This window comes from Acinetobacter sp. C15, from assembly GCF_013420645.1.
Lineage (GTDB): Bacteria > Pseudomonadota > Gammaproteobacteria > Pseudomonadales > Moraxellaceae > Acinetobacter > Acinetobacter indicus.
Window position 1 is genome coordinate 78535 of sequence record NZ_VOXR01000004.1, and the last position, 13466, is coordinate 92000.

The 13466-nt window shown below is 43.2% G+C and carries 14 protein-coding genes and 4 pseudogenes; 11 read left to right on the plus strand and 7 right to left on the minus strand.

The window, feature by feature from the left end; translation table 11 throughout:
- Positions 1-321: 321 nt before the first annotated feature.
- Positions 322-1143: an exodeoxyribonuclease III gene (locus FTT63_RS02805; RefSeq protein ID WP_163145381.1), complete on the minus strand. Its 822-nt coding sequence runs from the start codon at positions 1141-1143 to the stop codon at positions 322-324.
- 40 nt (positions 1144-1183) lie between these two features.
- Here FTT63_RS02805 and pyrE point away from each other — a divergent pair, with 40 nt between their 5' ends.
- Positions 1184-1834 carry an orotate phosphoribosyltransferase gene (pyrE, locus tag FTT63_RS02810; protein ID WP_104473256.1) on the plus strand — a complete coding sequence of 217 codons (651 nt, stop codon included), beginning with the start codon at positions 1184-1186 and terminating at the stop codon, positions 1832-1834.
- A gap of 277 nt (positions 1835-2111) precedes the next feature.
- Here the strand turns inward: pyrE and FTT63_RS02815 are convergent.
- A pseudogene (locus tag FTT63_RS02815) lies at positions 2112-2596 on the minus strand (IS3 family transposase); the annotation flags it as partial.
- 79 nt (positions 2597-2675) lie between these two features.
- Positions 2676-2750: pseudogene (locus tag FTT63_RS15895) on the minus strand (reverse transcriptase); the annotation flags it as partial.
- Here FTT63_RS15895 and FTT63_RS02820 point away from each other — a divergent pair.
- Positions 2749-2868, plus strand: a pseudogene (locus tag FTT63_RS02820) (IS5/IS1182 family transposase); the annotation flags it as partial. The pseudogenes FTT63_RS15895 and FTT63_RS02820 sit on opposite strands and share 2 nt — an antisense overlap.
- Positions 2869-2982: 114 nt before the next feature.
- Here the strand turns inward: FTT63_RS02820 and FTT63_RS02825 are convergent.
- The 3 genes from FTT63_RS02825 to FTT63_RS15715 are packed head-to-tail and all read right to left on the minus strand — an operon-like array spanning position 2983 to position 4545.
- Positions 2983-3462 carry a hypothetical protein gene (locus tag FTT63_RS02825; protein ID WP_034598040.1) on the minus strand — a complete coding sequence of 160 codons (480 nt, stop codon included), beginning with the start codon at positions 3460-3462 and terminating at the stop codon, positions 2983-2985.
- Positions 3463-3467: 5 nt separating this feature from the next.
- Entirely contained in the window at positions 3468-4199 is a 732-nt protein-coding gene (locus tag FTT63_RS02830) for a hypothetical protein (RefSeq protein WP_227554636.1), read from the minus strand.
- Between the two features lies 1 nt (position 4200).
- Positions 4201-4545: a hypothetical protein gene (locus FTT63_RS15715; RefSeq protein WP_005180824.1), complete on the minus strand. Its 345-nt coding sequence runs from the start codon at positions 4543-4545 to the stop codon at positions 4201-4203.
- Positions 4546-4625: 80 nt separating this feature from the next.
- On the opposite strand from FTT63_RS15715, the gene FTT63_RS02840 reads away from it, so the two are divergent.
- The 3 genes and pseudogenes from FTT63_RS02840 to FTT63_RS02850 all read left to right on the plus strand — a co-directional run bounded on the left by FTT63_RS02840 (position 4626) and on the right by FTT63_RS02850 (position 5971).
- Entirely contained in the window at positions 4626-5324 is a 699-nt protein-coding gene (locus FTT63_RS02840) for a hypothetical protein (protein ID WP_180191977.1), read from the plus strand.
- 130 nt (positions 5325-5454) lie between these two features.
- Positions 5455-5721 (plus strand): annotated as a pseudogene (locus FTT63_RS02845) (type II toxin-antitoxin system Phd/YefM family antitoxin).
- The gene (locus tag FTT63_RS02850; RefSeq protein ID WP_005180821.1) at positions 5708-5971 is read left to right on the plus strand and encodes a Txe/YoeB family addiction module toxin; all 264 of its coding nucleotides are present in this window, start codon (positions 5708-5710) and stop codon (positions 5969-5971) included. Before FTT63_RS02845 ends, FTT63_RS02850 begins: the two are co-directional and overlap by 14 nt.
- Positions 5972-6025: 54 nt before the next feature.
- On the opposite strand, the gene FTT63_RS02855 is transcribed toward FTT63_RS02850, so the two are convergent.
- A complete protein-coding gene (locus tag FTT63_RS02855; RefSeq protein ID WP_005180819.1) occupies positions 6026-6220 on the minus strand; it encodes a DUF3565 domain-containing protein in 195 nt (64 codons plus the stop codon).
- Between the two features lie 117 nt (positions 6221-6337).
- Here FTT63_RS02855 and gshB point away from each other — a divergent pair, with 117 nt between their 5' ends.
- From gshB to ftsA, 6 genes are all read left to right on the plus strand, one after another.
- On the plus strand, positions 6338-7276 hold the full coding sequence (gshB, locus tag FTT63_RS02860; protein ID WP_163145384.1) for a glutathione synthase: 939 nt from the start codon (positions 6338-6340) through the stop codon (positions 7274-7276).
- A 323-nt stretch (positions 7277-7599) separates the two neighbouring features.
- The gene (gene murG, locus FTT63_RS02865) at positions 7600-8697 is read left to right on the plus strand and encodes an undecaprenyldiphospho-muramoylpentapeptide beta-N-acetylglucosaminyltransferase (protein WP_075167283.1); all 1098 of its coding nucleotides are present in this window, start codon (positions 7600-7602) and stop codon (positions 8695-8697) included.
- A 12-nt stretch (positions 8698-8709) separates the two neighbouring features.
- Positions 8710-10158 (plus strand): UDP-N-acetylmuramate--L-alanine ligase, encoded by a 1449-nt coding sequence (gene murC / locus FTT63_RS02870; RefSeq protein ID WP_016658738.1) that lies wholly within the window; start codon positions 8710-8712, stop codon positions 10156-10158.
- A gap of 56 nt (positions 10159-10214) precedes the next feature.
- Positions 10215-11144, plus strand: coding sequence for a D-alanine--D-alanine ligase (locus tag FTT63_RS02875; protein WP_104471926.1), 930 nt, complete (start codon positions 10215-10217; stop codon positions 11142-11144).
- Between the two features lie 3 nt (positions 11145-11147).
- Positions 11148-12002 (plus strand): cell division protein FtsQ/DivIB, encoded by an 855-nt coding sequence (locus FTT63_RS02880; protein WP_104471925.1) that lies wholly within the window; start codon positions 11148-11150, stop codon positions 12000-12002.
- A gap of 65 nt (positions 12003-12067) precedes the next feature.
- The gene (gene ftsA, locus FTT63_RS02885) at positions 12068-13330 is read left to right on the plus strand and encodes a cell division protein FtsA (RefSeq protein ID WP_005180811.1); all 1263 of its coding nucleotides are present in this window, start codon (positions 12068-12070) and stop codon (positions 13328-13330) included.
- Positions 13331-13466 lie beyond the last annotated feature (136 nt).

Sequence of the window (13466 nt, forward strand, 5' to 3'; positions counted from 1 at the left end):
TTCGTACTAAGAAAAAAACGAAAAGCAAAGAGCCAATATAAAAAATAAAAGCCCAGATGTAGAAAACCCGCATTTAATCATCCTGATTATGCGGGTCTCACTACAACGTCCGATGTCACATCCTTGAAACAAAGACCATCATGGCTTTGTTTATTTGCATCCTACGGCTTCCTGTCCCTTTGCTGTCATCCTGACACTGTCCCTTTGCCGTGCTGCAATAATGCGCCGATTTAAAAAGCAGATAAAGGTCTGAATGACGACAAAATATGTCGGAAATAAACCTCTATTGAGTGAACAATTGTTCACTCAATAGGAAGGTTTTTAGTTGAGTTTATAATCAATAATCACCGGGGCGTGGTCGCTATACCATTCCTCTTTGTAGACCCAGGCATTGACGGTACGTGCTTTCCAGTCCGGTGAGCAGGCATGATAGTCAATCCGCCAGCCAACGTTCTTGGCACGCGCTTGGCCACGGTTCGACCACCAGGAATACAGTTCGGCTTCTTTGCGCACTTCACGGAAGGTGTCGACATAGCCCAGATCATCATAGATATGATCGAGCCAGGCACGTTCATGCGGTAAACAGCCGGAAGATTTCTGGTTGCCTGACCAGTTTTTAATATCAATACGTTTATGCACGATATTGTAGTCGCCGCAGACGATGATCGATTTATTTTCATCGCGCCATTGTTTCAGGATTTTTGTATATTCTTCCAGAAAGTGGTCTTTACGGGCTTGTGCTTCTTCACCTGATGAACCCGATGGTAGATACAGCGAGCAGATATGCACCGGATAACCCAGACCCAAATCAAATTCTGCTGTGACAAAACGGCCTTGGGAATCGGCCAGTTCAAAGCCTAAACCATCCTGAATAGATACAAATGGCAGGCGGCTGTAAATGGCGGTGCCGGCATAGCCCGGACGTTCAGCTGCGAACAGGTGGGTATACCAGCCTTCTGGTTTGAATTTATCAGTCCACTGCACATGGGTTAGACGGCTTTCCTGAATGCAGATGACATCAGCCTCTGATTTTTCCATCCACTCCAGCAGGCCTTTACTGACCGAAGAACGCAGGCCATTGACGTTAATTGAAACCACACGAAGAATTTTTTGATCACTCGGATAGCTACTCTTTGGTATCATGCGCAGGTCTTACCTCAATTTATGAATTTTGGAGCACCTCATGTCAACGCAAGCGACATTTAACCCTCAAGCTTTTATCGAACTCGCATTATCACGTGGTGTGCTTAAATTTGGTGAGTTTACTTTAAAATCGGGTCGCGTGAGTCCTTATTTTTTTAATGCCGGTTTATTAAATGATGGCGAAGCCTTGTCATTACTGGCTTCAGGCTATGCAGCCAAGTTAACAGAATGTGAAAATGTTGATGTGATTTTTGGCCCAGCCTATAAAGGCATTCCATTTGTGGCGGCAACGGCGGTGGCTTTATCGCAAAATCATGGCGTGAGTGTGCCTTGGGGCTTTAACCGCAAAGAAGCCAAAGATCATGGTGAAGGTGGCGTATTGGTTGGTGCATCGGTTGAAGGTAAAAAAGTCTGGATTATTGACGATGTGATTACTGCAGGTACAGCAATTCGTGAAGTGGTGACTATTTTAAAAAATGCGGGTGCCACAATTGCCGGTGTACTGGTCGCACTAGATCGTCAGGAAAAAGGGCAGGGTGATTTGTCTGCGATTCAGGAAGTTCAAAAAGAGCTAGAAATTCCGGTACATGCCTTAATTACCATGAAAGATTTGATGAATTATCTAGATGCCAAAGGTGAAAAAGAGGCTTTGGTGAAGATGGAAGCCTATCGTGTGAAGTATGGGATCTAAGTGCTTGTCAGTTTTATTGAATGATCGTTGGAATGTTGATCTAACTCAGCGTGGAATGTGATCAATCTATAAAAAGCTCAACTCAGCTGAGTTGAGCTTTTTTTATATAATAACTATATGATTTATATAAAATAAAAATATGATTTCGTATAAGGCGTATTATGCTAATTTGAGATAGACTTAAACTTCTTAATACGACGGAACCGTTTAAAACCTATTTGCTTTTGGATTTAGATAGAGCTTATGAATCAGAATGATATGAATAGCCACCAAAATTCTAGACACACATAATCATCTTTTGATGGGCCTTTTCATAATCTAATGGAGAACGCTGACCATTGGAACCATGTCTGCGTTTTGAATTGTAGAACATCTCAATATATTCAAAGATATCCGACCTTGCTTCAGTCCTGGTCGCATAGATTTTCTTTTTAATTCGTTCCCGCTTTAATAGCTGGAAGAAGCTTTTTGCAACAGCATTGTCATGGCATGAGCAGTGTACTGCGCAAGTCGACGACTCATACTACTTTCAAGATTATGATGTTTGAGAAATGTCTGCCATTCATGACTGGTGTATTGGCTGCCTTGGTCAGAATGGATTAGGACTTTGTTCTTTGGGTTTCTTCGCCACAAAGCCATCAATAACGCATCTAAAACCAGATCTGCCGTGATTCTGAATTTCATAGACCAGCCAACAACAAGACGTGAAAACAGGTCAATCACAACTGCGAGATATAGCCACCCTTCATGAGTGCGGATATAAGGGTGAGTAGACCAAGGGAATCTCACCCTTAGCCCCTCGCAGAACCGGACGTGAACCTCTCAGCTCATCCGGCTCCCATTATCCAACCGATGGTAAACATCCCATTTTCCAGTGCACAAAGGCATTTGGAAAATCACGCGCAAGTCGCCCTATCAACGGCAAACTTAAATATTTTCGGATATTAACAGAACGCTATAGAAATAGACGGAAACGATTTGGTCTAAGAATGAATTTAATTGTTGGAATGGTGAATTGGATGCTCTTGAATTAACTTTCGCAAGAGATCTATTGGTGAAGTTTATTTATTCATTTTGAAAAAAAGCGAGAATTTATATCCTCGCTTTTTGAATTTGCATAAGATGTATTATTTTAATTGTAAAAATTTTTAATCAATTTCATACTCTGATGGATCTATCTTATACTTTTTAAAAAGTGCCGAACGTACAGAATCATTTATAGTCTCATCATTTTTAATAATCAAATATATATCTTTCTGGATTAAAGCTACACTTTTAGCCATGTTTAATAAGTCTTTAGATCTTATGGCTGAAAGCTCACTAGGTTGCTTTAAAATTTCAGGATCTTGTTCTTCAAAATTAAAATCAACCCCCTGTAAATTGAAGTAAACTTTTACTCTTTGATTTAAAGAGTCACTATCATCATATAGTACTGTTCCCTCTGGAAGAATCGAATATTCTGGTAATGTAGAGTTCTGGGAATATTTACCTTCAAATGAATAAATCTTTAAAGGTCTTTCTAATATATGAATTTTTGGCACTTCTGTTCCTCGCCATAGATATATATTCAATAAAAGTTGAATGAGAAAAAGTAAAGATAATATTATGATTATTAATTTTCTTTTCATTTCAACTACCTATTAATACGATAAGTGTTTTTTATGTTAACTTTTACATCTGGAGACTCTTTTAAGTAATCATTCAAATTATCTGGTAAAAATAAATAGTTAGGCATTTCATATTTACTAGCCTTAAAAGCAAGTTTAGCCGTAGTAGGTAAGACTTTATCAGAGTTAACAAATCTATGACCTGATTTAGCCATACTTGGTATGGCCTTTTTTGTTGCATCTAAACTTTGGGTAGTACAGTTAGGTCCTAAAGCAAAGTAATCTTGATTAAGCTTATATCGTTTATAATGTGTAGTATTTTGGACAGATAAAGATGATTTAATTAAATTATTATAATAATTAATAACTAAATTAGCCTGACTATCAAAAATTTTATAGCCATAGGCATAAGTTGTTCTAGAACGTCCGCTATTCGCCCCTTGCCTATTTTCTTCCTCAATATATGCTGAAAAACTACTCCAAACTTTTAAGATACCTTCGCCACGAGGACTACTAGCTCCAGATAGAGTAAAAGGACCAAAAGTCTCAGGTTTAATGCGACCATAACGACCAAAATCGTAAATATACTCTTTCCCTTGTACTTTAATATATACAGCAGTATGTCCATAAGGAGATTCCTTTTCTCCTGTACCATAAGCACTTCCTACCAACAGATGTAATTCAGCCTCAGGTTTTAAAGAAACTTGTTGAGTTGGTGAGTTTGAACTTTTTGTTGTATTACTTGTTGTTGTCGTCACATTAACTCTCTTCTTGATCAAACCATTTTACTTCTAATTCATCAGTTTCAGGAGACTTAATTGTATGTGTCATTCCTTCATTATCTGTAAACCCATAGGTCTTAATGCCTGTTCTTTTATTCAAAATTGAATAAGGAATATTTATTAAAATTTCATTATTTTCGGAATTAATTGCCTGAAAATTTCGATGTTCTGTTTTAATTCTTATATCAGGCAAAACTGTTCTAGCAATGTCAACTTTTGTTCCATTTTTAAAAAGATGTTGTCCTGCTTTGGCTTCAAACTTTGCAGGAGTTATAATTTTAATACCATCTTTATTAATGATAATCTGAGAACCACCAGCCATAGGTTTACCTATTCTTTATCAATTGTAAAAATTCAATTAAAATTGGAAAATATAAACATTTCAAAACCTTGGGTGTAAACATGACTTTCATTGTAGCCATACAATTAAATGATAGCATCATTGTCACCACAGACAATAAAAAAATTGTTTTAAAAGAATCTGGTGAAATTCAATTTAATACTAAAAAAAGTCAAAAAATCTACTCATGGGACAAAGGTATTATCACGGGTACAGGTGAAAGTTATGTCATTAGCCGATCTATTGAACTATTTAAGACATTAGCTCACTCAGACATCAACAAACTTCCTCAATGCCTCGATATTTCTAGACAAATAAGAGAATTCGAAGTAGGAACTGACTATTTTCAGATTGAAAATACTAAACTACTTTGTTCCAGTTATAGCGAATATGGCGCACAGCTCTATACAATACAACGCTTTGAACCCTCACAACCGTATGAAGTCACCGTGATTTCCCCTATGGATATTAGAGTTTGGTTGTTTCATCCTAATATTGAAGCCATATCTAATGACTTACAAAACCTCTATGCTGATCTAAAAGATTACAGCACCTTTACCGATAAAGCTGAATGGATTAATTACTATCTCAACCACCTTGCACCGATGTATCAAATGCAGAGCAAACAAGACCCACTGATGAGTAAAAGGTTTGATTTCTTTTTTCAGGCGAAGAATGAGTATGTGTTTGGGCATGTTCCCAATACCCAAGAAACAGCTTTGAATTTTCAAGAAATATCCACTAATTTTGGAGCTATTTAAAATAAACTGTTATACGAAATTGACAATATGTACAGAATTCTGTGCATTTATATTGTAAAGTTTCAATCCCTACCGCTGAGGTAGTCTAGCTAGCAGCGTTTTGACGCAGCTTACCCTATGAGGGATAGATATATACAATGTATTTACATATGTGGATGCACGTAACAATTTAAAATCTGTTTTAGATAAAGTCTTGATGATGTAGACGTTGCTCTTATTACAAGAAAAGAAGGTGATCATACTGTAGTAATGGGGCAAAATCATTACGATAGCCTAATGGAAACGTTATATCTGCTTTCATCTCCAAATAATGCCAGTCGCTTAAATGAATCAATTGCTCACTTACGTGCAGGGAAAAACCAAACAAAGAGAGTTGATTGAGGATGACGAATCGTAACGTCGAATGGACTGATAATGTCTGGGATAAATATATCTATTGGCAAACACAGGATAAAAAGATAATTAAGCGTATCAATACTTTAATCAAAGAATGTCAAAGGACACCTTTTGAAGGCACAGGAAAACCAGAATCTTTAAAAGCGAATCTTTCAGGATTTTGGAGCCGTAGAATTGATGAAAAGCATAGATTGGTTTATGAAGTGACAGATGAACGAATCTCTATTATTCAATGTCAATTCCATTATTAGCAATATCCCCTATTTTTAGGGGATTATTTTTTGATTTAATATCTTACACGAAACCTACTCCAATCCCTCCTCACACTTCTTACACTCTAGCATCACCCCTAATTTTTCTTTGCGTCCTTGCTCCGTCATCACCCAGGGCCGGTTCTGCCATGGCGGATTATGCCGCACGTGCTGGCCATGACCACAGGCCAGCTCTGCGACCCAATGATTTTCTTCATCTAAATGATATCCCACAATTGGCTGTTGCATGGGCAGCTTCCTGAAATCAGCAAATACAGTGCTGCAAAGCTTTACTCAAATTCAGAAAAACAGGCAGCGAATCTCCGTTATACTCCACATCATAGCAATTTTAAAAGAGCAGTCATTATGCGCGTACTTGTGGTGATGGACCCGATTGAAACGGTGAACCTGAAAAAAGATTCCACCATGGCCATGCTGTGGGCCGCGGCACGTCGGGGTCATGAACTCGGTTATGCACTACAACAAGATTTATATATTGATCAGGGTAAGGCTTTCGGTCTAATCAGCCCGTTAAAAGTCTTTGAAGATTACAACCATTATTATGAGCTGGGCGAAAAACAAAAAGAATCCATCGCAGCCTATGATGTGGTGCTGATGCGTAAAGACCCGCCTTTTGACATGAATTTCGTTTATACCACGTATATTTTAGAGCAAGCTGAACGTGAAGGCGCATGGATTATCAACAAACCGCAAAGCTTGCGTGACTGTAATGAAAAACTGTTTGCGACCCAATTCCCAGAACTACAAGTTCCGACATTGGTCACTTCACAACAAAGCCTAATTCGTGAATTTATTCAGCAACATGGCGATGTAATTGTTAAACCGCTCGATGGGATGGGCGGTATGGGTATTTTCCGTCTGTATCAGGATGGTGTGAATATTGGCTCTACCATTGAAATTCTGACCAATAACGGCACCCAGCCAATTATGGCGCAGCGTTATATTCCGGAAATTGTAGAAGGGGATAAACGCATTTTAATGGTCAATGGCGAACCAATTCCGTATTGTCTGGCACGTATTCCACAAAATGGCGAAGTGCGTGGTAATTTGGCCGCTGGTGGTCTGGGTGAAGCACGTCCATTGACCGACAATGACAAGGCAATTGCTGCCAAAGTCGGGCCATTTTTACGTGAAAAAGGTCTGGTGTTTGTCGGTCTGGATGTGATTGGCAACTATGTCACTGAAATTAACGTGACCAGTCCAACCTGTATCCGTGAAATTGATGCCCAGTTCGGCACCTCAATTGCCGATAGCCTGTTTGATGTACTGGAAGCTGGTCGTTAAGCAGTTCTTGAAAAGAGTCACTTTGGGTGGCTCTTTTTGTATTTTTAAGCGAGATTTGAGCTTGAAAAACTGCGTTGAGCAAGAAAATCATAGCGATTTTGTAAACCAAAACCAGTCGACATAATTCAGTGGAAAATGCAGGAAACTTAACAATTTCGGTGAATTAATAATAAAACTAGTTTAAACTTTCAAAACTGTTGAAAAAAACAATGAGCTGCTTGGTGAAAAAAAGTAAATAAACTTTCAAGCTCATACGATTGTGATTACAATTGAGCGCTTATAAAGAACTTTCATTAGCCATATTTGGATTGAAGAATTAGACCGTGACTGATGCAGCGCAAACCAAGCCTAAACATGTGATGATGATGGCCGCAGGCACTGGTGGCCATGTTTTCCCAGCCCTAGCCGTGGCAAAAGAACTCCAGCAGCAGGGAATCCATGTGTCCTGGTTAGCAACGCCTACAGGCATGGAAAACCGTTTATTACAAAACCAGAATATTCCGATTTATCAGATTGATATTCAAGGCGTGCGCGGTAACGGGCTGGCACGCAAACTAATGGCGCCTTTTAAAATTCTAAAAGCCACCTTAAGCGCCATGCAGTTAATGAAAAAACACAAAGTAGAGGCTGTCGCCGGCTTTGGCGGCTATGTGGCAGGACCGGGTGGGCTGGCCGCACGTCTGCTTGGTATTCCGGTCATTATTCATGAGCAGAATGCAATTGCCGGCTTTACCAATACCCAGCTGTCGCGTATTGCCAACACTGTTTGTCAGGCGTTCCCGGATACGTTTCCGGCCAGCACTAAAATTGTCACCACTGGCAACCCGGTGCGTAAAGAAATTAGCGCGACTCTAACCCCATCCTGGCGTTATCAGGAACGTGAAAAAGCAGGTTTGCCGCTGCGTATTTTAATTGTTGGCGGCTCTTTGGGCGCGCAGGCACTGAATGAACGTGTCCCTGAAGCCTTAAAACAGCTGAATGTACCTTTAAATGTGTATCATCAGTGTGGGCAAAATCATGCAGACAGCACCCGAGCGCGTTATGCCAACAAGCCGGACAGCTTAACGGTTGAAGTGCAACCCTTTATTGAAGATATGGCACAGGCCTATAGCGATGCCGATCTGATTATCTGCCGGGCCGGCGCACTGACGGTTACGGAAATTGCAACCGCGGGTGTGGCTGCGGTATTTGTGCCCTTGCCAAGCGCTGTGGATGACCATCAGACGGCCAATGCACAATTCCTGGCCAAGACGGGCGCGGCAAAAATCTGTCCGCAAGCCAGCATGACCCCGGACAGCTTAAAAGAACTGTTAATGCCGTTGATGAACCGCCAACTGCTCTCTGAAATGGCCAGCAAGGCGCGTCAACAGGCACAACCTAATGCAACCCAACATGTGGTTGCTTTAATTCAAGATTTGTAAACCGAGTAAACTATGTCTCCATCTATCCCTGCTGATCAAGTAAAAGAACTGATTAAAGTGCCTGAAATGCGTCGTATCAAACATATCCACTTTGTCGGGATTGGCGGCGCCGGGATGTGTGGCATTGCCGAGGTATTAAAAAACCAGGGCTATGATGTTTCCGGTTCAGATATTAAAGCCTCAAAAACTACAGCCCAGCTGGAAGAAAATGGCATTCGGGTGTTTATTGGTCATAGCGCAGATAATATTCAGGGCGCCAATGTACTGGTAGTCTCTACTGCAATTGATCCGGAAAACCCGGAAGTTAAAGCCGCTATTGAGAGCCGTATTCCGGTGGTGCGCCGTGCTGAAATGCTGGGTGAGCTGATGCGTTATCGTCACGGGATTGCCGTGGCCGGAACACATGGTAAAACCACCACCACCAGCCTGGTTACCTGTATGCTGGCAGAAGAAAATCTGGACCCGACTTACGTGATTGGTGGTTTGCTGAACCGTACCGGGGTTAATGCTGCACTGGGTGCGAGCCGTTATATTGTGGCTGAAGCCGATGAATCAGATGCATCTTTCCTGCATCTGGAGCCAATGGCAGCGATTGTCACCAATATTGATGCCGACCACATGGATACTTATGGCGGCAGCTTTGACAAGCTAAAAGATACCTTTATTGAATTCCTGCACAAACTGCCATTCTATGGTTTGGCAGTGGTTTGTGGTGATGATGCCAACATCCGTGAAATTATGCCGCGCATTGCCCGTCCGGTGCTAACCTACGGCTTTAATGAAGACAATGATATTCGCGCAGTCGATGTCGATCAGGACGGTATGCGTACCCACTTTACCGTATTGCGTAAAGACCGCGAGCCACTGCGTGTTACCGTGAATCAGCCAGGTCTGCACAATGTACTGAATGCCTTGGCCGCCATTGGTGTGGCGACGGATGAAGGTGTTTCTGATGGTGCGATTTGCCGTGCACTAGAAGGCTTTAGTGGTGTAGGTCGCCGTTTCCAGGTGCAAGGTGAATTTGAACTGGACGGTGGCAGCATCAAACTGGTCGATGACTATGGTCACCATCCTAAAGAAGTGGAAGCCACCATTAAAGCAGCGCGTCAGAGCCATCCGGACCGCCGTCTGGTGATGTTGTTCCAGCCACACCGTTTTAGCCGTACCCGTGACTGTTTTGATGACTTTGTTGAAGTGTTATCGCAAGTCGATCAACTGCTGTTGCTGGAAGTGTATCCGGCTGGTGAAAAAGCCATTGTGGGTGCCGACAGTCGCAGTCTGGCACGCAGTATTCGTCTGCGTGGTCAGGTTGAACCGATCCTGATTGATCCGGTTGAAGGCAATCTGGAAACACTGGTACAAAAAGTGTTACAACCGAATGATTTGTTATTGACCCAAGGTGCGGGTAATGTAGGAGCAATCTCCATCGAGCTTGCTCAAAATAAATTGTATTTAAAATAATCACCCAAAGTGATATTTGAATTTGGTCGCTCAGTGTAAAGTTTAAGGATATAAACGTGTCAAATGCTTCAAAGTTCGGCAAAGTTGCCGTGTTATTTGGTGGAAAATCTGCCGAGCGTGGGGTGTCTCTGGATAGTGGACAGGCAGTGCTCGATGCGCTGCTGCGCGAAGGCGTTCAGGCAGAAGCGTTTGACCCGAAAGATCGTAGTGTGACCGAACTGGTCAACTATGATCGTGCCTTTATTGTCCTGCACGGTCGCGGCGGTGAAGATGGCCAGATTCAGGGTGTACTGGAATGGCTGAATGTGCCGTATACCGGTACTGGCGTACAGGGTTCAGCCATTGGCATGGACAAGGTCAAAACCAAACAGGTCTGGCAAGGTTCCGAGCTGCCAACAGCGCCGTATCGTATTGTCACCAAAGATTCAAACCCGGCTGATATTGTCGCTGCATTGGGTCTACCGCTGATTATCAAGCCGGTACATGAAGGTTCCAGTATTGGCATGAGCAAAGTCGAACGTATTGAAGACTTTGCTGAAGCGATTGCCAAAGCCACCGAGCATGATGCAGTGGTGATGGCTGAAAAATGGATTACCGGTCGCGAGTTCACGATTGTCTTACTGAATGGTCAGGCCTTGCCGGTGATTCGTCTGGAACCGCCTAAAGATGTGGCGTTCTACGACTATGAAGCCAAATACAACCGTAATGATGTGCAATATGGCATTCCGTGTGGCTTAACCGAGTCGGAAGAGCAGCAGTTGCAGGTCTTGGCCCTGCGTGCGTTCCAGGCGGTAGGTGCCAGCGGCTGGGGTCGTATTGATGCAATGCAGGATGAACAAGGCAATTTCTGGCTGCTTGAAGTGAACACTGTACCGGGCATGACCAGTCACTCACTGGTGCCAAAAGCCGCTCAGGCGGTGGGCTACAGTTTTGATGCCTTGTGCATGGCAATTCTTGAACAAACCTTAACGGATGCGACCCACTAAGCCATGGCTCAACTTCCTGCTTCCATGCGCCGTAAACGCGCAGCGATTACCTCGATTCACGATAAGCCACCGACGCGTAAAGAAAAGCTGACGAACCTGGGTGGATGGGTATTGCTGTGCGTGGCGATTGTGGTATTGGCAGCAGGAATCTACGGTTTATATAAAGTCATGACTGATGCACGCGTGGCCGAACTGGATGTGGTCGGCACCCGTTCCAATGCCGAACTACGCCAGGTCATGACCCATGTTTCGCCGGTGGTGACAGATAACTATTTTACTTCCGATCTGGAACAGATTCGTGATACTGCACTGGAACTGTCTTGGGTCGATCGGGTGGTGGTATCACGCGCCTGGCCGAATGCCATCCGTTTACGGGTCATGCCACGCCATGCGATTGCGCGTTGGGGTACCGGACGTTTACTCAGTGACAGCGGTGATGTATTTTCGGAAGTGACACCCAAGAATAATCAGCATCTGCCGTTATTACATGGCCCGATGCATCAGTCCAAAATGATGATGCGTCGCTATAATGAAATTAACCAGTTGTTTTTACCGGTGAATCTGCGTTTAAAAGAGTTATATCTCACCGACCGGATGACCTGGTTTATGCAGTTTGATTCTGGCCTGCGGGTGATTGTGGATCAGGATCAGACCATGAATAAATTGCAGCGCCTGAGTCATCTGGCGCAAAGTGACTTCAAGCCGGTATGGTCCAGGATTTCTGCAATTGACCTGCGTTACCGCAATGGTCTGGCCATCCAGTGGAAAAACTCGGTGGCACCAAAAATTGCCAATGGTCATTTTGTTGTAACGATTGATGACACAAGCATTGCGAATGCAATAGCAGCAAAGCCATAATACTTGGCTTTAAAAATAGAGGCATTAAGCCATTAATTAAACAAACATGTGATGGTAGTAAATAAATGAGTGAAGCTGTTCCCTCGGTTGTTGCGATTGACATTGGGACACACAAAGTTTCAGTTTTGATTGGTAAGGTACACGCGCCAGACAATATCCAAGTGATTGGTATGGCTACCGCTCGTAACCGAGGCATGAATAAAGGAAAAATTGTAAGTCTCGATAAAGTCATTACAGCCATTAAAAATGCCGTTCAAGAAGCAGAAGATATGGCGGAATGCCGGGTGCATTCAGCCTGGATTTCTATTCCAAGTGCAGAATTAAAAAGTTTTTATGCTGCGGGGCGTACCCCGATTGAAAATAGTGACCACACAATTACAACAAGTGAAGTGGTTCGTGCCTTAGATCTGGCCAAAGCCAGCCATTTAACTTCAGACCATTATCTGGTCAGCGCGGTGCCGTTGGGCTTTGATCTGGATGATTCCGGTGAATGGGTACAAAACCCGATCCGTATGTCGGCGCACAGCATGACCGGTCATTATCAGCTGATGATGCTGCCGATTAGCACCATGCAGAATCTGGACCGTGCCTTAAAAGGGGCCAATATTGGCGTAGAAAAAATGGTGGTGTCGCATCTGGCCACCGCTGAAGCCAGTTTACTCAAAGATGAAAAAGAATATGGCGTATGCCTGGTTGATATTGGCGCCGGTACCACCAATATTGCGGTTTATCTGGACGGCCGTCTGGCGTTGTCACAAACTTTGCAGCGTGGCGGTGAGCATGTGACCCGTGATATCGCGGCGGTATTGCAGACCACCACCGAAGAAGCCGAGCGGATTAAACTGCTTTACGGCTGCGTCGATTTAAAAGTGGTCAAACCTGATCACATGATTCAGATTCAGGGCATTGATGGTCCGCAAACCATCAGCCGGATTGAACTGTCAGAAATTATTATTGCGCGTTATGAAGAAATTTTTGCGCAAATCCGTCAAGAACTGGAAAACAGTGGCGCCATTCATGGCTTATATCATGGTGTGGTGCTGGCTGGTGATGCCTGTCAGATTGAAGGCATGGTCAGTCTGGTACGCCGCACCCTGGGTGTGTCTGCGCATTTGGGCAATCCGCCGGTACAGGTTTATGCCGATGAACCGCATCAGGCTGCCTTGCGCCGTTCGCAGTATGCAACCGCAGCGGGCGTGCTGATGTATAGCCAGAGCTACAGTCAGGACACCATTGTCGAAACCGAAGACCCGGAGACCTTATCGGTCTGGGCGCGTGTAGGTCGTGCCTGGTCAGGACTCAACGAAAAACTGAAATCAATTTTTTAGTTGATTTTTTAGGGAATATTGTTAGGAAGTTGTACGGATTATCGCTTGTACTTGACAAGGCAGCCGTTGGACAGCATTCTTAAAAACAATTTTTTATTAAGATCAAGGCAGTATACGGGCTGAAGTGACTGCCAAT